This is a genomic window from Clostridium sp. LY3-2, assembly GCF_024705715.1.
Taxonomy (GTDB): domain Bacteria; phylum Bacillota; class Clostridia; order Clostridiales; family Clostridiaceae; genus Clostridium.
On record NZ_JAMDLQ010000032.1, the window covers coordinates 68,836 to 87,237 of the forward strand.

19 protein-coding genes are annotated in these 18,402 nt (G+C 30.4%); 3 read left to right on the forward strand and 16 right to left on the reverse strand.

Going from position 1 to position 18,402, the window contains the following annotated elements; all coding sequences use genetic code 11:
• Nucleotides 1–46: 46 nt before the first annotated feature.
• The 5 genes from plsX to pta all read right to left on the reverse strand — a co-directional run bounded on the left by plsX (nt 47) and on the right by pta (nt 4,228).
• Complete coding sequence (plsX, locus tag M4I33_RS10825; protein ID WP_257916803.1) at nt 47–1,057, reverse strand: phosphate acyltransferase PlsX; 1,011 nt, start codon at nt 1,055–1,057, stop codon at nt 47–49.
• 64 nt (nt 1,058–1,121) lie between these two features.
• The gene (gene rpmF / locus M4I33_RS10830) at nt 1,122–1,304 is read right to left on the reverse strand and encodes a 50S ribosomal protein L32 (RefSeq protein ID WP_257916804.1); all 183 of its coding nucleotides are present in this window, start codon (nt 1,302–1,304) and stop codon (nt 1,122–1,124) included.
• Between the two features lie 2 nt (nt 1,305–1,306).
• Nucleotides 1,307–1,816, reverse strand: coding sequence for a DUF177 domain-containing protein (locus tag M4I33_RS10835; RefSeq protein ID WP_257916805.1), 510 nt, complete (start codon nt 1,814–1,816; stop codon nt 1,307–1,309).
• A 178-nt stretch (nt 1,817–1,994) separates the two neighbouring features.
• Nucleotides 1,995–3,188 (reverse strand): acetate/propionate family kinase, encoded by a 1,194-nt coding sequence (locus M4I33_RS10840; protein ID WP_257916806.1) that lies wholly within the window; start codon nt 3,186–3,188, stop codon nt 1,995–1,997.
• A gap of 38 nt (nt 3,189–3,226) precedes the next feature.
• Nucleotides 3,227–4,228 carry a phosphate acetyltransferase gene (gene pta, locus M4I33_RS10845; protein ID WP_257916807.1) on the reverse strand — a complete coding sequence of 334 codons (1,002 nt, stop codon included), beginning with the start codon at nt 4,226–4,228 and terminating at the stop codon, nt 3,227–3,229.
• 213 nt (nt 4,229–4,441) lie between these two features.
• Between pta and M4I33_RS10850 the strand changes: the two genes are divergently transcribed.
• Nucleotides 4,442–5,647 carry a nucleotidyltransferase gene (locus M4I33_RS10850; protein ID WP_257916808.1) on the forward strand — a complete coding sequence of 402 codons (1,206 nt, stop codon included), beginning with the start codon at nt 4,442–4,444 and terminating at the stop codon, nt 5,645–5,647.
• A 44-nt stretch (nt 5,648–5,691) separates the two neighbouring features.
• Nucleotides 5,692–6,861 (forward strand): sporulation integral membrane protein YlbJ, encoded by a 1,170-nt coding sequence (gene ylbJ / locus M4I33_RS10855; RefSeq protein WP_257916809.1) that lies wholly within the window; start codon nt 5,692–5,694, stop codon nt 6,859–6,861.
• On the opposite strand, the gene M4I33_RS10860 is transcribed toward ylbJ, so the two are convergent.
• The 6 genes from M4I33_RS10860 to M4I33_RS10885 all read right to left on the reverse strand — a co-directional run bounded on the left by M4I33_RS10860 (nt 6,844) and on the right by M4I33_RS10885 (nt 12,616).
• Nucleotides 6,844–7,383: an ATPase gene (locus M4I33_RS10860; RefSeq protein WP_194190517.1), complete on the reverse strand. Its 540-nt coding sequence runs from the start codon at nt 7,381–7,383 to the stop codon at nt 6,844–6,846. The two genes, ylbJ and M4I33_RS10860, sit on opposite strands and share 18 nt — an antisense overlap.
• 12 nt (nt 7,384–7,395) lie before the next feature.
• A complete protein-coding gene (gene coaD, locus M4I33_RS10865) occupies nt 7,396–7,875 on the reverse strand; it encodes a pantetheine-phosphate adenylyltransferase (RefSeq protein WP_257916810.1) in 480 nt (159 codons plus the stop codon).
• A 1-nt stretch (nt 7,876) separates the two neighbouring features.
• The gene (rsmD, locus tag M4I33_RS10870; protein ID WP_257916811.1) at nt 7,877–8,437 is read right to left on the reverse strand and encodes a 16S rRNA (guanine(966)-N(2))-methyltransferase RsmD; all 561 of its coding nucleotides are present in this window, start codon (nt 8,435–8,437) and stop codon (nt 7,877–7,879) included.
• Nucleotides 8,438–8,518: 81 nt separating this feature from the next.
• Nucleotides 8,519–10,549, reverse strand: a complete 2,031-nt coding sequence (gene recG, locus M4I33_RS10875) for an ATP-dependent DNA helicase RecG (RefSeq protein ID WP_257916812.1) — start codon at nt 10,547–10,549, stop codon at nt 8,519–8,521.
• Nucleotides 10,550–10,617: 68 nt separating this feature from the next.
• Complete coding sequence (locus M4I33_RS10880; protein ID WP_257916813.1) at nt 10,618–12,255, reverse strand: DAK2 domain-containing protein; 1,638 nt, start codon at nt 12,253–12,255, stop codon at nt 10,618–10,620.
• Between the two features lie 10 nt (nt 12,256–12,265).
• Complete coding sequence (locus tag M4I33_RS10885) at nt 12,266–12,616, reverse strand: Asp23/Gls24 family envelope stress response protein (RefSeq protein ID WP_194190522.1); 351 nt, start codon at nt 12,614–12,616, stop codon at nt 12,266–12,268.
• Nucleotides 12,617–12,811: 195 nt separating this feature from the next.
• Here M4I33_RS10885 and rpmB point away from each other — a divergent pair, with 195 nt between their 5' ends.
• Nucleotides 12,812–13,003 (forward strand): 50S ribosomal protein L28, encoded by a 192-nt coding sequence (gene rpmB, locus M4I33_RS10890; RefSeq protein WP_002597481.1) that lies wholly within the window; start codon nt 12,812–12,814, stop codon nt 13,001–13,003.
• Between the two features lie 219 nt (nt 13,004–13,222).
• Here rpmB and M4I33_RS10895 read toward each other — a convergent pair whose 3' ends face one another.
• The 5 genes from M4I33_RS10895 to M4I33_RS10915 all read right to left on the reverse strand — a co-directional run bounded on the left by M4I33_RS10895 (nt 13,223) and on the right by M4I33_RS10915 (nt 18,392).
• Nucleotides 13,223–13,858: a thiamine diphosphokinase gene (locus tag M4I33_RS10895; RefSeq protein ID WP_257916814.1), complete on the reverse strand. Its 636-nt coding sequence runs from the start codon at nt 13,856–13,858 to the stop codon at nt 13,223–13,225.
• A 1-nt stretch (nt 13,859) separates the two neighbouring features.
• Nucleotides 13,860–14,510 carry a ribulose-phosphate 3-epimerase gene (gene rpe / locus M4I33_RS10900; RefSeq protein ID WP_257916816.1) on the reverse strand — a complete coding sequence of 217 codons (651 nt, stop codon included), beginning with the start codon at nt 14,508–14,510 and terminating at the stop codon, nt 13,860–13,862.
• Nucleotides 14,510–15,373, reverse strand: a complete 864-nt coding sequence (rsgA, locus tag M4I33_RS10905; protein ID WP_257916817.1) for a ribosome small subunit-dependent GTPase A — start codon at nt 15,371–15,373, stop codon at nt 14,510–14,512. The genes rpe and rsgA overlap by 1 nt, the downstream gene beginning before the upstream one ends.
• Nucleotides 15,374–15,615: 242 nt before the next feature.
• A complete protein-coding gene (gene pknB / locus M4I33_RS10910; RefSeq protein WP_257916818.1) occupies nt 15,616–17,676 on the reverse strand; it encodes a Stk1 family PASTA domain-containing Ser/Thr kinase in 2,061 nt (686 codons plus the stop codon).
• Nucleotides 17,673–18,392 carry a Stp1/IreP family PP2C-type Ser/Thr phosphatase gene (locus M4I33_RS10915; RefSeq protein WP_257916819.1) on the reverse strand — a complete coding sequence of 240 codons (720 nt, stop codon included), beginning with the start codon at nt 18,390–18,392 and terminating at the stop codon, nt 17,673–17,675. Before M4I33_RS10915 ends, pknB begins: the two co-directional genes overlap by 4 nt.
• Nucleotides 18,393–18,402: the final 10 nt, after the last annotated feature.

An 18,402-nucleotide genomic window follows, 5' to 3' on the forward strand; every position in this document is an offset into this window, starting at 1 on the left:
ATATTATATATTAAAAACGTAGTCAATATTCTAAATAAATAATTTATTATTTATTTTTTTTATGGTTTTCTACGTTTTCTTTGATTTTGTCTATAACTTTACCTTCTTTAAAGATTCTAGCTTGTTTAACAGCATTTTTAAAAGCTTTTCCATCTGAGCTTCCGTGGGCTTTAATGCAGATACCATCAACCCCTAAAAACGGTGCTCCACCAACTTCTTTGTAATCGAATTTAACTTTTAAAGTTTTAAATACAGGTTTTAAAAGTCCTGCTCCTATTTTTGATATAAATGGTGCTTCCATTATGTGATCTTTTATAATTCCAAGTAGATTCATAGCAGCACCTTCATATAATTTTAAAACAGTATTACCTACAAAACCATCACATACTAAAACATCTGTTTCACCTGTTGGAATTTCTCTAGGTTCAATATTACCAATAAAGTTTATATTTGTTTCTTCATTTAGTAATTTGTATGTTTCTTTTGTTAATTCATTACCTTTTTCTGCTTCTTCGCCTATATTAACTAGTCCAACAGAAGGTTTATCTTTTTTAAATACACTTTCATAGTAGATGCTTCCCATGTTAGCAAATTGCACTAAATAGTTTGGTTTACAATCGACGTTTGCACCTGAATCTATCACCATAAAATTGCCTCTTCTTCCTGGCATTATAGGCGCAAGAGCTGGTCTTTCGATACCTTTAATTCTACCTACTATAAGAGTACATCCAGCTAAAAACGCTCCTGTACTTCCACCTGATATAACAGCATCGCACTCTCCACTTTTTACTAAGTTTAAAGCTTTTACAATACTTGAGTCTTTCTTTCTTCTAAGGGCCATAACAGGATGCTCATTTGTTGTTATAACTTCTGTAGCATCTACAACAGTTATTCTCTCTTTATCGTATTCCTCTTTTGAAAGTTCTTCTTCTATTTTTTCTTTAGGACCTGTTATATACATGTGTACATCACTAAATTCCTTTAAAGCTAAAATAGCACCTTCTATTGCAGCCTTAGGTGCATTATCTCCACCCATTCCATCTATTACAATCTTCACTTTCTACACCCCTAACTTATATATATATCCGGATATAAAGAAAAGAAAGTCATAAGACTTTCTTTTATTCTGCTGAAGCAACTCCTTCTTTACCTTTATAGTATCCACAGCTCTTGCAAACTCTGTGTGCAAGTTTCATTTCGTGGCATTGTGGACATTCAACTATTCCTGGTATGCTCGCCTTGAAAGTTTGAGCTCTTCTTGAATCTCTTTTTGCTCTATATGTTTTTCTTGCTGGATTTCCCATTATTACACCTCCTTATTTTCTAACAACGCTTTAAGTCCTGCTAATCTAACATCAATGTTATCATTGTCACAAGTACAAGATTCCTTGTTAAGATTTTTACCACAAGTTTGGCATAGTCCTTTGCAATCGTTAGTACAAAGCCTTTTAATCGGTAAGGTTGAAATTATTTCACTTTCAACTATTTCTGCGATATCTAATTCATCGCCAATTACAAATAACACGTCTTCGTCTTCTCGACGTTCTTCGCTATTTGTAAACCTTTCTTCTATATCAATATCTATTGGATAGATAAAGGTTTCAAGACATCTTGAACAAACTAATTTTAACTTAGTTTGTACATGTAAGTCAACTAAAACTTCATCATTTTTAGAAACAATATTTCCATTTACGACGACTTTTGATAAAGGCTCCATCTTTTCTCCCTCAAAATGAAAAGGTGCCATATCAAATTCAAAGTTAACTTCTTTTGTTCTTTCTCTTCTTGAAATAAGGTCTGAAAATTTATATTTCATAATAATAACGCCTCTTTCTTTTATAGATTGTCTATAAAACTACTCTAAGTTCTTTTAAAGACAAAAAAACACGAGTGAAAGCGACTCTTTTCACCCCTTAACTTTAAATATTTACTGAATAAACACAACTTATTATATAAAGCTAAGGGATAAAAGTCAAGTAAATTATTGGGATTTACTATTTTATTAATGCTAATGTATCTTTAGCAATCATTAATTCTTCGTTAGTTGGTACAATGTATACTTTAACTTTACTGTCATCTGTTGAGATTTCAGTAACTATCGCTCTAACGTTATTTTTCTCTTCATCTAATTTTATTCCTAAGTAATCCATATCTTTTAAGATTAATTTTCTCATAGGGATAGAGTTTTCACCTACTCCTGCTGTAAATACTATAACATCTACACCATTCATAGCAGCTATATATGCTCCTATTTGCTTTTTAACGCTATATGCGAAAACTTCTAATGCAAGTGATGCTCTCTTATCGCCTTTTTCTCTAGCGTCTAAAAGGTCTCTAAAGTCTGAACTTATTCCAGATACTCCAAGAACACCAGATTTTTTGTTAAGTATAGTATTAACTTCCTCAGCACTATATCCACATTCAGTTGTTAAGTATGTAGCTATAGCAGGGTCTATACTTCCAGATCTTGTTCCCATAACTACTCCTTCAAGTGGAGTGAATCCCATTGATGTATCTATAGATTTACCACCTTTAACAGCTGTTAATGATGAACCATTCCCTAAGTGACAAGTTATTATTTTTAAATCTTCTACATCTTTACCTAATGCTTTAGAGACTTCTCTTGATACAAACTTATGTGACGTTCCGTGGAAACCATATCTTCTTATAGCGTGGTCTTCATATAACTCGTATGGAAGAGCATACATATAAGCTTTCTCTGGCATTGTTCCGTGGAATGCTGTATCAAATACTACTGCCATAGGTGTGTTTGGCATAAGCTTTTTACAAGCTTCTATTCCTATTATGTTTGGTGGGTTGTGAAGTGGTGCAAGTTTTGCACACTCTTCTAAATATTTCATAACTTCTTCATCAACTAAAACAGATTCTGAATATTTTTCTCCACCATGAACTACTCTATGCCCTACAGCTGATATTTCATCCATTGATTTAATAACTCCATGTGTTTCATCAATTAAAGCACCTAATACTAATTTAATAGCATCTTGGTGGTCTTTCATAGGAGTCTCAATTACATACTTGTCTTTACCTTCTGCTTTTTGAGTAAGGATTGAACCTTCTATTCCTATTCTCTCAACTAAACCTTGGGCTATAGCCTCTTCGTTAGTCATATCGATAAGTTGGTATTTCAGTGATGAACTACCACAGTTAATTACTAAAATTTTCATGTTTATTTCCTTCTTTCTATAAAGCTACGTAGTTTATTCTATTTTTGTGCTTGAGCTTGAACGGCTGTTATTGCTACAACTTTTACTATATCGTCTGTACTACATCCTCTTGATAGGTCATTAATTGGCTTTGCAAATCCTTGACATACTGGTCCTATAGCTTCTGCATTTGCAAATCTTTGAACTAATTTATAACCTATATTTCCTGCTTGTAAATCAGGGAATACTAGTACGTTTGCACTACCTGCAACTTTACTGTTTGGAGCTTTTTGAGATGCTACTTTAGAAACTATAGCAGCGTCTAATTGAATTTCTCCATCTATATCTAAATCTGGTCTTAATTCCTTAGCTTTTTCAGTTGCTTTTCTAACTTTATCAACTAGTTCATGGTCTGCACTTCCCATAGTTGAGAATGAAAGCATTGCAACCTTTGGATCCATCTTACAAAGATTTTTAGCTGTTTCTGCTGTAGCTATAGCTATAGCTGCTAATTGATCTGAGTTTGGGTTTGGATTTACAGCGCAATCTGAGAATAATAACATTCCATCTTCACCGTATTGTGATCCTGGTACAAGCATTATGAAGAAGCTTGATACTACAGAAACTCCTGGTGCTGTTTTTATTATTTGTAATCCTGGTCTTAAAAGATCTCCAGTTGTATGAACTGCACCTGATACTAATCCATCAGCGTGGTCTAATTTAACCATCATTGTTCCAAAATAAAGTGGGTCTCTAACTATTTTGTCAGCTTTTTCTATTGTCATTCCTTTGTTTTTTCTTAACTCATAGAAAGCTTCTATGTATTCATCAAGTTTTGGTGAAGTTTCTGGATCTATAATCTCTACTCCCTCTAAATCAACACCTTGTTTTTTTGCTTGACTTAATATACTATCTCTATTACCTACTAATATAGGTAGAGCTATACCTTCATCTACAATTTTTTTGGCAGCTACTACTGTTCTCTCCTCGTCACCTTCTGGTAAAACGATTTTTCTTTTGTCAGCTTTAGCAGCTTCCCATATTTTGTTCATAAGTTCCATGTTCATTTCTCCTTTCAAAAAGACCAAATGTATCTCCATATATACTATACCTCTAAACACTGATTTTTTTCAACCTTAATTCCTTAAAAATGCCCTATATTATTAAATTCGGTAGATTCCAAATACTTTAAATATTCTGAAAATTTATATTTGTATACATGTTTTTTTATATATGATATACTTATAAATTATAATTAATAGGAGGTTTTTGCCTTGAACATAACCGGTATAATAACTGAATATAATCCTTTTCACAAAGGTCATAAATTGCACCTAGAAAAAAGCATAAAAGATACGGAATCTGATGGAGTAATATGCATAATGAGCGGTAACTTTATGCAACGAGGTGGCCCTGCAATTATCGACAAATGGAACAGAGCTAAAATTGCAGTTTTAAACGGAGTTGACCTTGTAATAGAATTACCTTTAATATATTCTTTAGCTTCCGCTGAAACCTTTGCTTTTGGCGCTGTTAAAATATTAAATGATACAAATGTAGTAAACTCACTATATTTTGGTAGCGAATGCGGTGATATATCTTCTTTAAAAAAACTTGCCTTTAATTTAGCTTTTGAAAGTGATTTATATAAGTCAAAATTAAAAGAAGAACTAAAAACCGGTTTACCTTTTCATAAAGCACGTGAAAATGCTTTAGAAAATATAGATGATTTAAAGGATTTAACTTACCTTTTAAATAACTCAAATAATATTTTAGGAATTGAATATATTAAAGCTCTATATAAATTAAATAGTAATATAAAACCAGTTACCCTTAAGAGAACAGGTTCAAATTATAACGATACTTCACTATCTCTTGAAGGTTTATCATCTGCTACATCTATAAGAAACTCTCTTAAAGAAAAATGCTCTTTAAACGAAATAAAAGATAGTTTAACAGATGTTAGCTTTGAATTTTTTAATAATTTAAATTTAGAAGATTATAGCTTTACTTTTGAAGATTCAATGTTTGATTATATTAAATATAAACTTTTAACTTCAAATGAGTCTTTTAATAAAATATCTGACCTTTCAGAAGGTCTTCAAAATAAAATCTTAAAAGAAATAAAAAACTCAAAATCTTATTATGATTTTATTATGAATATAAAAAGCAAAAGATATACTTTTACAAGAATAAATAGAATATTAACTTCAATATATATAGGACTTAATAGATATGATGCAGAAAAAATTAGAACTGATTTTAAACCTTATGTAAGAGTTTTAGCTTTTAATAAAATAGGTGCAAAGATTTTAAGAGAAATCAAAAACAATTCTGATATAGAAATAATAACAAAGCTTCCAAAAAAAATTCAAAACGAATCATTAAAACTAGATCTTTTAGGAACAGCTGCTTATTCTATTTTAAATAAATCTATTTCACCTAATGAAGATTATTTAAAGAGTCCTTTTGTAATTTAATATAAAATCTGCACATATAAATACTATTGATGGAGGGTTATTTCATGAATAGTATTTTTATTTTATCTTTAGTTTTGATTTTCATTGGATTTATTTTACTTAAAAATATTAAAATAAATAAAAATATAATTTTTTGTATTTTTATAACTATACTTATTATAATTTTCAGTTTAAATATTGAAAATTCATTAGAAGCTTGTATAGAAGGTATTAAACTTTGCTTTAAATCTATTATTCCTACTATATTTACATTTTCTGTTATATGTAATTTGTTGATTTTATATGATGGTATTGAGATATATTCAAGAATTCTTGGGCCTATAATCTGTAGACCTTTAGGCTTAAGCAAAGCTTGCGCATTCCCAATTGCAGCTAGTATGCTTTGTGGTTATCCTTTAGGAGCAAAATACTCAACCGACCTATATTCTTTAGGACATATTAATTTTAAAGAATATAATAGACTTTTAAAAATAGCCTCAAATGCTGGACCTATATTTATAATAGGGGCAATAGGTGCAAGTTTATTAAATAATATAAGCTATGGATATTTTCTTTTGATTTCTAATTACTTTTCATTATTTTTAATAGGGCTTTTTACAAGACCTAAAAATTTCAAATATACTTATACAAAACAAGAGAAAGTTATTTATAGAAAAGTTAACTTTGGTCGTGCTATGGATACAGCTATTAATAATAGCATTAAAACTACAGTGACAGTTTCAGGATATGTTGTTGCTTTTTCAGTTTTTATTTCTTTTTTTAAAAACTCTGACTTTATTATAAATATTTTTAATAAGATAGAATCTTTTTTAAACTTAAAAGAAAATATTCTGTATAGTTTTTTTCTAGGTAGTATTGAAATGACTAACGGCTGTAATATAGCTTCTAATAGCAATTTTGATATCCATTTAAAACTTGGACTTATAAGTTTCTTTTTAGCTTTTTCTGGACTTTCAATAATTGCACAAACCTCTTCTTTTACAAGTAAGTATAATATTAAAACATTTAAATTTTTATGTAGTAAATTGATTCAAGGAATCATTAGTTTTATTATAAGTTTCTCACTTTCAAAATTTGTTTTTATATCTGAAGAAGTTTTTAGCGGTAAATTAGAAAAAGCCACAAGTATTTATAATTTAATACCTGTAGCTTTAATTATTTTACTAATTCCATTTTTCATTGTAAAATTTAAGAATTTATTTCATAGTTCTTAATTCTCTAATATTTTCACGTACAGTACCGCTAGCACCTTCTAACGTACCATCTATATCTTGAGCAACCTTTGTAAAACTTTCTTGTAGAGCTTCTATTAGCTCTATTTTTTTCTTTTCAAGTTCTCTATCTAAGTCGCTTAAAATTTCATCTGCATAGTCTCTTGACCCTACTCTAATAGCTTTAGCTTCCCTTTTAGCTCCTGCTATTATTTCTTGTGCACGTATTTTAGCTTCCCTAACATAATCGTGATTTTCAACATTTTGTCTCATAAGTTCTTTTGTTTCAAGCTTAACATTTTCGTATTCTTTTTTTGCTTCACTTAAAATCCTATCTTTTTCTGATACAACCCATTGTGCTGTTTTAATTTCATCAGGTAAACCATTTATTATATCATCAATAATTTCAAGAACTTCTCTTTTATCTATCATAGATTTCCCAGTCATAGGAACCTTTTGTGCATTGTCAACTATATCTTGTAAATACTCTAATAAATCAAGTGTATCACTTTTTGTTTTCTCCATAAATAATCCCCCTTATCTTTTTATCTGATTTATAATATCTTCAATTATACAATCAGGAACTAACCCTTCTATACTTCCTCCAAATTTTGCAACCTGCTTAACTGATGATGAACTTAAAAATGAATTTTCAGCTGCAGTCATCATAAATACAGTTTCTATTTCAGAGTCTAATTTATTATTCATAAGTGCCATTTGCATTTCGTATTCAAAGTCCGAAACAGCTCTTAATCCTTTAAGTACAACCCTTGAATTTCTCTCTTTTAAAAGATCAATTAAAAGACCATTAAAACTTACAACTTCAACATTATCCATATCACAAACTGCTTTTTCTATAAGTTTAACTCGCTCCTCTGGTGTAAATAAACCTTTTTTATCAATATTAATTAAAACAGCAACAACTATTTTATCAAATACCTTTGCTCCTCTTTTAATTATATCTAAATGGCCATTTGTTATGGGGTCAAAGCTACCTGGATAAACAGCAACTTTCATCTTATTCTCCCCCTTTTATCTTATACAAGCATATAGTAGTGTTTCCATATCTCTTACTTCTAACACATTCTATACTTTTGTATCCTTCGTAAATTTCTTCAATACTATCTATTTTAGTTACTATAAGTCCATCTTCTGTAAGCATATTGTTTTCTTCAATAATCTTTAAAGCTTCTGGAATCATTTCTCTACAGTATGGTGGGTCTATAAAAACTAAATCAAACTTTTTACCTTTTTTATTTAAAAGTCTTAAAACATCATAAGCATCGCTATTGTATGTATAACAAAAGTCATTGAATTTTAAGTTTTCTACATTCTTCTTTAGTAGAGGATACGTAACCTTACTTTTATCTACTAGGTGAACTTCTTTTGCACCTCTACTTGCAGCTTCTAAACCTAAACTGCCAGTACCTGCAAATACATCTATTACTGTAGCATCAGGAACATTCATTTGAATAACACTAAACATAGACTCTTTAACTCTATCTAAAGTAGGTCTTGTTTCATAAGTTTCTGGTGATAATAATTTACGTCCTCTTGCCTTTCCCGCTATAATTCTCAAAGGTTCATCCTCCTATATTTACATTATTACTGAATATTTTATCATATTCCTTGTTTTTATACAATTAACTATATATTAATTCTAATTAAAGCAAATGTATTTACTACTCTTTAAAAGACTAGATTTTATTTCTTCTACAAGCCTTTTATTTCTACCGTCTTCACTAGATAAAACTCTACCAGCTTCACTTCTTGCGCTAATTAATATTTTCATATCATCATAAAGGTCTGCTAATATAAATCCAGCATCACCACTTTGCCTTATTCCAAAAAGCTCCCCTGAGCCTCTAAGCTTTAAATCTTGTTCTGATATATAAAATCCGTCTGTAGATTCACAAAGAATTTCCATCCTTTTTTTAGTTGTGTTACTCTTTGCTTTCGCAATTAAAATACAATAAGATTCAAATTCTCCCCTTCCAACTCTTCCTCTTAGCTGATGAAGCTGAGCTAAGCCAAACCTTTCAGCATTTTCAACTATCATAAGAGTTGCATTAGGTACATTTACCCCAACCTCTATTACTGTAGTTGAAATTATAACTTTAGTTTCGCCTGATTTAAATCTGTTTATTATATCATCTTTTTCTTTTGCTTTCATTTTCCCATGAAGGTATTCTATTTGAATTCCTTTTAAAATACCATTACTTAAACTATCATAAACATTTTCTACAGAATTAAGTTCCATTTTTTCGTTATCTTCAATTAAAGGACAAACAATATAAGCTTGCCTTCCCTTATTTATTTCATCTAATGCTAATCTGTAGGCTAAATCTCTTTGATCTTCTAAAAAGAACTTAGTATCAATTTTCTTTCTTCCAGGTGGAAGTTCATCTATAGCTGAAATATCTAAATCAGAATATACATATAAAGCTAAGGTTCTTGGAATTGGTGTTGCTGTCATAACTAAAGTATCAGCTTGTTTTCCTTTGTTAATAAGTTTACTTCTTTGTTCTACACCAAATCTATGTTGCTCATCTGTAATAACTAAACCTAAATTAGAAAATTCAACATCATCTTGAATAAGTGCGTGAGTTCCTATAACAACTAAAGGATTACCTTCTCTTATCTTATCTTTAATTCTAGTTTTCTCTTTTTTAGTCGTGCTTCCTGTTAAAAGTTCTATATCTATATTAAAAGATTCAAATATATTTTTAGCTTCTAGATAATGCTGAGTTGCAAGTATTTCCGTAGGTGCCATAAAAGCTGATTGAAATCCATTTTTATAGGCATTAAAAATAGCAATTAATGCAACTATTGTTTTTCCGCTCCCTACATCTCCTTGCACTAATCTATTCATAGGGTAACTTGACTTTTGATCTTTTAAAATAGCTCTAACTACTTTAGCTTGTGCATTAGTAAGAGAAAAAGGTAAAGACTCTCTTAAATCATTAAGTTCATCTGTCCAATTAAACCCTATACCATTTTTAAGCCTCTTTTGTTCTTTAAGAAGCAATAATTTCATTGAATATGTAAATAATTCTTGAAACTTTAATCTTGTAATAGATTTTTCTAACCTTTGTCTATCTCCTGGAAAATGAATCTCACGGATAGCTTCATCAAAATCTACTAAGTTATATTTATCTAAAATATCTTTTGGTAAAATTTCATTTATCTTAAAATTATCTAAAACTAACCCTACAAGCTTTACTATAAAGTTATTAGTTACATCTCCCTTTAAAGGATATTTAGGTATAATCTCACTTTTTAAAGCTGCGTTAGAACTTATTATAGGATTAGTAACTTCTAAAGAATTAGAAACCTTTTTAAATTTCCCTAAAAGGTTATATTCTTCGCCTATTTTAAACTTAGTTTTAATATAGGATTGATTAAACCACTTTCCATTTACAATATGACCTAAATACTCAAATTCTATAGTCGTTATAACTTTACGAGTTTTTGTTCTCATATCTCCTTTGATTCTTTTTACCCTGCACCTTAAAATCTGTTTTTCTTCACTTTCTATATCTTCAAAAGGAATATTACCATTTATAAACTCATAATCTCTAGGAAAATAAACCAAAAGGTCTAATATATTAAATATTCCGATTTTATTTAATTTTTCTATAGATTTAGGCCCTACTCCCTTTAATTCACTAATACTACTATATATATTCATAATTCACCTCTTTTCAAAATAAAAAGCACCTAAACTTTAGGCGCTTTTTAATATTATGTTAAATGATATTATTCCACTGACATTAAGAAGTAATATAAAGGTTGATCCCCTTTATAAAGTTGAACATCACAATCTTCGTGTGCTTCTTCAACTTCTTCTACAAACTTATTAGCTTCTTCTTCTGAAACATCAGCTCCATAGAATATAGTTATAAGTTCACTATCGTCTGAAACCATATTGTCTAATACTTTTTTAGCAACTTCAAACTTGTCTTCTCCAACTTCTTTTATCTTGCCTTCAACAAGACCAAGCATATTACCTTCAAGTATTTCAATTCCATCCATTTCAGTATCTCTTACTGCGTAAGTTACTGAACCTGTTTTTACCATTTCGATTAATTCATTTAATTCTTGTTCGTTAGTTTCTACATCAGCGTCTCTGTTAAACATTGATAAACAAGTTATACCTTGAGGTATAGTTTTTGTTTCTATAACAATAACATTTTTATCTGATATTTCTCTAGCTTGAGTTGCAGCCATAATTATATTTTTATTGTTAGGTAAAACAAATATATTTTCTGCATTTATTTTATCTATACAATCTAATATATCTTGAGTTGAAGGGTTCATAGTTTGACCACCTTCAATTACATAGTCTACTCCAAGGTCTTTAAATATGTTTGTAATACCATTACCCATAGCAACTGTTACAAATCCGTATTTTTTAGCTTCTGCTTCCTCAGATACTTCAACTGCACCTTCTTCTTGTTGGTTCATTAAAAGTTCTCTATGTTCTTCTCTCATATTATCAATTTTAATTTTAGATAATTCTCCAAATAAAACTGCATTTGATAAAACTTTTCCAGGGTCGTTTGTGTGGATGTGACATTTAATAACATCTTCGTATCCTACAACTATCATAGAATCTCCTAAAGATTCAATCTTCCCTTGGAATTCTTTAGCTTTAGCTGCATCGCCTAGTATAATAAATTCAGTACAATAACCGAATTTAATATCTTCATCAGCTGTAGCTTTAGCACCAGTATTAGCACCTCCACCTTGACCGATTGCAATATCTTTAACTTCTGCAATTATTCCTTCTTCTAAAGCTTCAAGCATACCTTTTAAGATAATATAAAGACCCATTCCACCTGAATCTACTACTTTAGCTTTCTTTAAAGCAGGTAAAAGGTCTGGTGTTTTATCTAGCATAACTTTTGCGCCTTCAGTTGCTTCTTTTAATAAAACTGAAACATCTTCAGCTTTTGAAGCTTCCGCTGATTCTGCAGTAGCTCTAATTACTGAAAGTATAGTCCCTTCTGTAGGTCTCATAACTGCTTTGTATGCAGCTTCTGAACCTTCTCTTAAAGCTATAGTAAAATCTTTTGCATTAACTTCATCTTTACCTTGTAATCCTTTTGAGATACCTCTTAGGATTTGTGAAAGGATAACTCCTGAGTTACCTCTAGCTCCCATTAGAGCACCTTTAGCTAATTTCTTAGAAACTTCGCCAATTGATTTTGAATTTATTCCTTCGATTTCCTTAACGGCAGCTTTAAATGTCATTGACATATTTGTGCCTGTATCTCCATCAGGTACTGGGAAAACATTTAATGCATTAACGAAATCGCTTTGTTCTGCAAGTCTGTTACTTCCGTTAACTACCATATTATAAAAATGTTGCCCGTTTATCATACTATATTCCATTGTTTACCTCCTAGACTCTAACCGCTTGAACATTTACTGAAATTGATGCAACCTTTAATCCAGTATAGTTTTCAACATTATATCTTACTTTTTGAATTATGTTATTTGCGATTACAGATATCTTTGTTCCGTATTCTACCATAACAAATAATTCTATATTTAATTTATCATCCTCAGTTAGATCTATCTTTACTCCTTTGCTAAGGTTTTCTACTCTAATTAATTCCCAAAGTCCTTCGGCAGCGTTTTTTGAAACCATACCTACTACCCCATAGCATTCCATTGTTGATAAACCAACAATCTTAGCTAAAACTTCATTTGAGTAGTGAATCTTTCCATTTTCTCTTGAAAATCCTACCATTTAAATTCCTCCTCAACTTATTTCATAAATACATTTTATATTAGTTACGACTTTAATTCAAGATTTATCTAACATATATAATAATATTTATATATTTTTTTTAAATTTTCCCTTGCAAATACGCTACTTATTATGTTAAAATGAATTCTGTCCTATTGAAGAGATTTATCTTCACTAACAAGGAGGTGTTTTCACATGGCAAGAAGATGCGAAATTTGTAATAAAGGTGTAGTATCTGGAGTACAGTACAGCCACTCACACAGACAATCAAAGAGAACTTGGGCACCTAACATAAAAAAAGTTAAGGCTTTAGTTAACGGAACGCCAAAAAGAGTTCACGTTTGTACTAGATGTTTAAGATCTGGTAAGGTTGAAAGAGCAATATAGTTCAAATAAAAAAAATGCAAAGCGACAGCTTATGCATTTTTTTTGTTTTATACAACTTTATGTATAATATTACTTACTTCTTCTAAAAAATCTAATAATTCTTGAAATGCATCTTGGTAATTTGATTGCTACTATTCTCATATTCCCTCCTAAAATAAAAACCAATTTCTAATTACTACTATATATATGCAGCAAAATAGAAATTGGTGACTACTTTTTCTAATCTTTTGATAAAATTATTAAAATTTTACCTGATTTAAAGTCTATAGTAACATCTCCATCTAGAAATTCATTACAAATAGCTCTAGGTTCAAATAGTTTCATATCGTAATTATTTAATTTATACTTAGCATTAGTTATAGTAAAACCTTTTACCTCGTCACTTAAAGCGTGAAAAGAAAGGACTCTATCATTAACCCTTTTTATAGTAGACTTCTTATCTACTACATACATAATGTTATTATCATCTATTATTTTTAGATTTATACCATCTTCTAAAGAATTTAAAAACAATCCAATATTACCTAAAGAATGATCTAATCTAGTGCCAGTTACACCAAGCATAATTATATCCTTTATACCTCTCTCCTTTGCTTTTATATAAGCTAAATGAGTATCTGTATAATCTTTATCACTATTAAAACTTAAAGTTTCGACTCCATTATCTTTAAAAAAGTTTAACGCTTCTTTTTTTGATGAGTCAAAATCCCCAAGTATAAGGTTTGGTATAATATTATAATCATAAAGAGAATTCATCCCACTATCTGCTGCAATTAAAAAATCGCCTTCTTCTAAGTAAGATTTTAATAATTCTTTACTAGGAGGGGTTCCCCCACTAACTATGATAGCTTTCATTTTAAGCTCTCTCCTTTAGCTCCTTTATGTTTTCAATTACCTTTAGCCCTTTATAAACAGCTGAACCTGCAACAGCAACATCTACCCCAGCTTCTCTAACTGTTTTTATGTTATCTAAACCTACTCCTCCGTCTATTTGTATAATTAAATCTTTATTAAATTCTTTTCTTAAAGCGTCTACCTCTTTAACCTTATCTAATGAATAATCTATAAAGCTTTGTCCACCAAAACCTGGGTTAACACTCATTATAAGAACCATATCTAATTTTTTAATTAAATCTTTAATAAAACAAACTGGAGTTCCAGGATTTAATGCAATAGCTGCTTTAACTCCCTTACTTTTTATGTATGAAATAGCTCTATCTATATGCTTTTCAGCCTCGTAGTGAATTGTAATTATATCAGCTCCAGCATCTACAAAATCATCAATAAATCTACTTGGATTTTCAACCATAAGATGAACATCAAATACTTTGTCAGTTTTGCCTCTTAAAGCTTTAACTATAGGCGCACCTAAAGTTATATTAGGAACAAACATCCCATCCATAACGTCTATGTGGATAAACTCACAATCACTCTTATGAAGTAATTCTATCTCCTCTCCAAGTTTTGAAAAATCTGCTGATAAAATTGATGGTGCAATCTTAATCATTAATACTTCCTCCCATTCATTATCTCTTCTAAAGTTCTTAAATAAAACTCATATCTATATTTGTTAATTTCCCCTTTTTCTACTGCATCTTTTACAGCACAAGAAGGTTCTTTGTGATGCATACAACCTCTAAACTTACACTCATTATTAAATTTTTCGAAATCTGGGAAGTAATACTTTAAATTTTCTTTTTCTATAAAATTCACTTCAAGAGTTGAAAACCCAGGAGTATCTACAATATACCCATCATTTACTTCTATAAGTTCACTATGCCTTGTAGTATGTTTTCCTCTTCCTATCTTTTCACTTACGTTACCAGTTTCCATATACTCTCTATTTGTAAGAGTGTTTATAAGGGTAGATTTTCCAGCACCAGAAGGTCCGCATAAAACAGTAACATTTCCCTCTAATCTTTCTTTTAAACTCTCTACTCCAATTCCTTCTTTTGCATTTATAAATAAAACTTCATATCCTATTTCATTTATCTTTTCTTTTATTTCTTTTCTTTCTTCTTCTGATACTAAATCCATTTTATTTAAGCAAACAATCGCTTCAATATTATTACTTTCGCAAAGTAATAAGAATCTATTTAGAAGGTCGTAATTTATATCTGGATTTTTCATAGCAAACACGACAAATGCTCGAGTAACGTTTGCTACAGTAGGCCTAAAAAGTTCAGAATTTCTTTCTTCTATATCTTCAATAACACCTTTTCCGTTTTCTATTTTAATTTCTACGTTATCTCCAACCATAGGTTTTAAAGATTTGTGCCTAAACTTTCCACGTGCTTTACATTCTATTACACCCTCATCAGTTTTGATGTAATAAAATCCACCTATTCCTTTAATAATTTTTCCCTTCATAATCCCTCCGAATTTTTATTATAATTTTTTATCTAATGTTAAGCTTTTCTTATCTCTTTTAATATAACCACTTTTGATAATTTTTTGCAAGTAGTTTAAATCCTAATTTATTTCTCCAAATTCAAATAGCTTTTGAATGCTCCCTATTTAGAAATTTGTGAACCCTTAATATTTTAAAATCTATATTGTAAAATATAATCTTATGCAAAATAAAAAGAGTGCCTTAAAAGACACTCTCTTATTTATTGTTTAGGTTGAGTTTGACCGTTATTTGTTCCACCAGCTGCTGAGCCATCTGGTTTAGCTTTATCTTTGTCTCCTTGACTATCTCCGCCACCTTCTGGTGTTGGTGGTGGTGTTGGTGCTACATATTTACCTACATAAATAGTAACTGTTGTTCCTTTTTTAACCTTGCTACCAGCACCTGGAGTAAAGCTTAGAACTTTACCATTTTGAGATTCATCTGTTACGTCTTTTGTTTCAACTGAAACATTTAAACCAACGTTTCTTATAGCTGTTGTAGCAGCATCTTGAGTTTCACCTGAAACACTAGGTACAGAAACAAATTCTCCTCCTGCAACTCTAATAGTTACAGTACTTCCTTCATTAACTGTTGCACCAGCACCTGGGCTAATAGATGTTACTTTACCAACTTGATCTTCTGATGAAGCATCTACTGTTTCTATATTTACCTTTAAGTTAGCTCCATTTAACTGTTCTATAGCTGAATCTTTAGAAGAGCCAACTACATTAGGTACAGTAACCTTTTTGATTTCAGGTCCTTTACTAACTGTTAGAGTTATATCTGTATCTTCTGTTACTTCTTGACCCTTTGATGGGTTTTGACTCATAACAGTGCCAGCACCATAAGAACTGCTATACTCTTCACTTACACTTATGTTTGTAAGTCCTTTGCTCTTTAATATAGCTTTAGCGTCCTCTAGACTTTCTTCAACTACATTTGGAACTTCAACCTTTTTCTTACCGGCACTTACAGTAACTTTAACTGTACTACCTTCTTTTACTGTATCTCCAGCTTTAGGGTCCATATTTAAAACAGTTCCCTCTTCTTTACCGCTGTTTTCTTTTTTGATATCTAAAGTTAAATCGTATTTTTTAGCTTCTACTTGAGCATCATCGATTTTCATACCTACAAAATTAGGTAATTTTACATCTTTTGGCTTACTCATTTTGCTAAGTGCAAAGAAGCCTCCAGCTCCTACAGCTAGGATAACTACAGCAACAACTATCCCTATGATAATTTTCTTTATGCTATTTTTTTCTCTTTTTTCGTAGTCATCTTCATCTTCTTTTGCATCTTCTTCTGCATCTTCTTCGTCTTCATACTCATCATAATCGTCGAAGAAATCATCATCTTCATCTAAAGGATTATTATTTTTATAATCCTCTTCATTTACAGCATCCATAACTATTGTGTGTTGAGTAGTTGCTGCATTTACAGCTTTTGCTCCTAAAACAATATCTGGATTTTCTTTTATTTTTTGAAGATCTGCTATCACATCTTTAGCATCTTGATATCTCTTGTTTTGATCTTTCTCCATGCATTTTAAGATTAACTTATTCAAACTTTCTGGAACCTTAGGATTTAATTCCTTAGGTGGAACAGGTGGTTCTTGAATATGTTTTAAAGCGATAGTTACCGGTGAATCTGCATTAAAAGGCATTTGTCCTGTAACCATTTCATACATAACAACACCTAAAGAATATATATCAGTTCTCTTATCGATATAAGTTCCTTTAGCTTGCTCTGGAGAAAAATAATGTGCTGAACCTAAAACTGTACTAGTATTTGTAAGTGTTGCAGAACCTGAAGATTTTGCAATACCAAAATCAGTCACCTTAACTAATCCACTTTCAGTCACAAGGATATTTTGAGGTTTAATATCTCTATGAACAATACCATTTCTATGAGCACAGTCTAAAGCTCTTGCTACTTGAACAGCTATAGTAATTGCAGTATCGTAATTCATTTTTCCAAAGTCGTCTATAACATCTTTTAATGTTTTTCCGTCAACAAATTCCATAACAATATAATTTACGTTATCTTGACAACCAACATCTAAAACGTTAACTATGTTATTATCTGAAAGTGTTGCTATAGCTGTTGCTTCTTTTTTGAATTTATCAACTATATCTTCATTATCGTTATATTCACTTTTCAAAATTTTAACTGCTACAAACCTATTAAGTTTATTACATCTAGCCTTGTAGACAACAGCCATTCCGCCTTCGCCTACTTTTTCAAGCAGTTCATATCTACCTCCTAGTATTTCCCCATTCATACTTTCTCTCCTCCAAACAATATAACTGTTATATTATCTCTGCCTCCATGATCTTTTGCAAGTTTTACAAGTTTATCACAAGAAGCAGTATAATCATTTTCTTCTTTTAGTATATCAAAAATTTCATATTCTGAAATTTCATTTGTTAATCCATCAGAGCATAATAAATATTTATCATACTCGCCTTTATTAAATTCAAAAATATCTACAACAACTTCATCGCTAGTTCCAAGTGCCCTAGTTATAATATTTTTGTTTGGGTGATTTCTAGCTTGAACTTCTGAAATAGTTCCAGCATCCACTAACTGTTGAACTAAAGAGTGGTCCTTTGTAAGTTTATTAATTTTTTCAGTATTTATTCCAAAGCACACACTATCACCTACATTTGCAATTAAAATATTATCTTCATAAATTAAAGCTGCAACTACTGTAGTTCCCATACCTGATAAAATTTCACTATTGCTAGAGAATTCACAAATTTTATTGTTAGCTTCTTCTATAGCTTTTTTTAAGACATCTTTCTTTAAATTATCGATATTGTTTTTAACAAAATCTTTTATAACGCTAACTGCAAGTTCACTTGCAACTTCACCTGCGTTATGACCTCCCATACCGTCACATACTATATATAACGAGTATTCATCATTTAAAGAATATCCTAAAAAATCTTCGTTTAATTTTCTTTTACATCCTACGTCACTTCTTAAACCTAACATGCTAAACCTT

What these genes read in the sequence shown, in the direction of transcription:
- rpmF (WP_257916804.1), bottom strand. Translation starts at nt 1,304, where the DNA reads ATGGGAAATCCAGCAAGAAAAACATATAGAGCAAAAAGAGATTCAAGA.
- M4I33_RS10835 (WP_257916805.1), bottom strand. Translation starts at nt 1,816, where the DNA reads ATGAAATATAAATTTTCAGACCTTATTTCAAGAAGAGAAAGAACAAAA.
- M4I33_RS10840 (WP_257916806.1), bottom strand. Translation starts at nt 3,188, where the DNA reads ATGAAAATTTTAGTAATTAACTGTGGTAGTTCATCACTGAAATACCAA.
- pta (WP_257916807.1), bottom strand. Translation starts at nt 4,228, where the DNA reads ATGGAACTTATGAACAAAATATGGGAAGCTGCTAAAGCTGACAAAAGA.
- ylbJ (WP_257916809.1), top strand. Translation starts at nt 5,692, where the DNA reads ATGAATAGTATTTTTATTTTATCTTTAGTTTTGATTTTCATTGGATTT.
- M4I33_RS10860 (WP_194190517.1), bottom strand. Translation starts at nt 7,383, where the DNA reads ATGGAGAAAACAAAAAGTGATACACTTGATTTATTAGAGTATTTACAA.
- coaD (WP_257916810.1), bottom strand. Translation starts at nt 7,875, where the DNA reads ATGAAAGTTGCTGTTTATCCAGGTAGCTTTGACCCCATAACAAATGGC.
- recG (WP_257916812.1), bottom strand. Translation starts at nt 10,549, where the DNA reads ATGAATATATATAGTAGTATTAGTGAATTAAAGGGAGTAGGGCCTAAA.
- M4I33_RS10880 (WP_257916813.1), bottom strand. Translation starts at nt 12,255, where the DNA reads ATGGAATATAGTATGATAAACGGGCAACATTTTTATAATATGGTAGTT.
- M4I33_RS10885 (WP_194190522.1), bottom strand. Translation starts at nt 12,616, where the DNA reads ATGGTAGGATTTTCAAGAGAAAATGGAAAGATTCACTACTCAAATGAA.
- rpmB (WP_002597481.1), top strand. Translation starts at nt 12,812, where the DNA reads ATGGCAAGAAGATGCGAAATTTGTAATAAAGGTGTAGTATCTGGAGTA.
- M4I33_RS10895 (WP_257916814.1), bottom strand. Translation starts at nt 13,858, where the DNA reads ATGAAAGCTATCATAGTTAGTGGGGGAACCCCTCCTAGTAAAGAATTA.
- rpe (WP_257916816.1), bottom strand. Translation starts at nt 14,510, where the DNA reads ATGATTAAGATTGCACCATCAATTTTATCAGCAGATTTTTCAAAACTT.
- rsgA (WP_257916817.1), bottom strand. Translation starts at nt 15,373, where the DNA reads ATGAAGGGAAAAATTATTAAAGGAATAGGTGGATTTTATTACATCAAA.
- pknB (WP_257916818.1), bottom strand. Translation starts at nt 17,676, where the DNA reads ATGAATGGGGAAATACTAGGAGGTAGATATGAACTGCTTGAAAAAGTA.
- M4I33_RS10915 (WP_257916819.1), bottom strand. Translation starts at nt 18,392, where the DNA reads ATGTTAGGTTTAAGAAGTGACGTAGGATGTAAAAGAAAATTAAACGAA.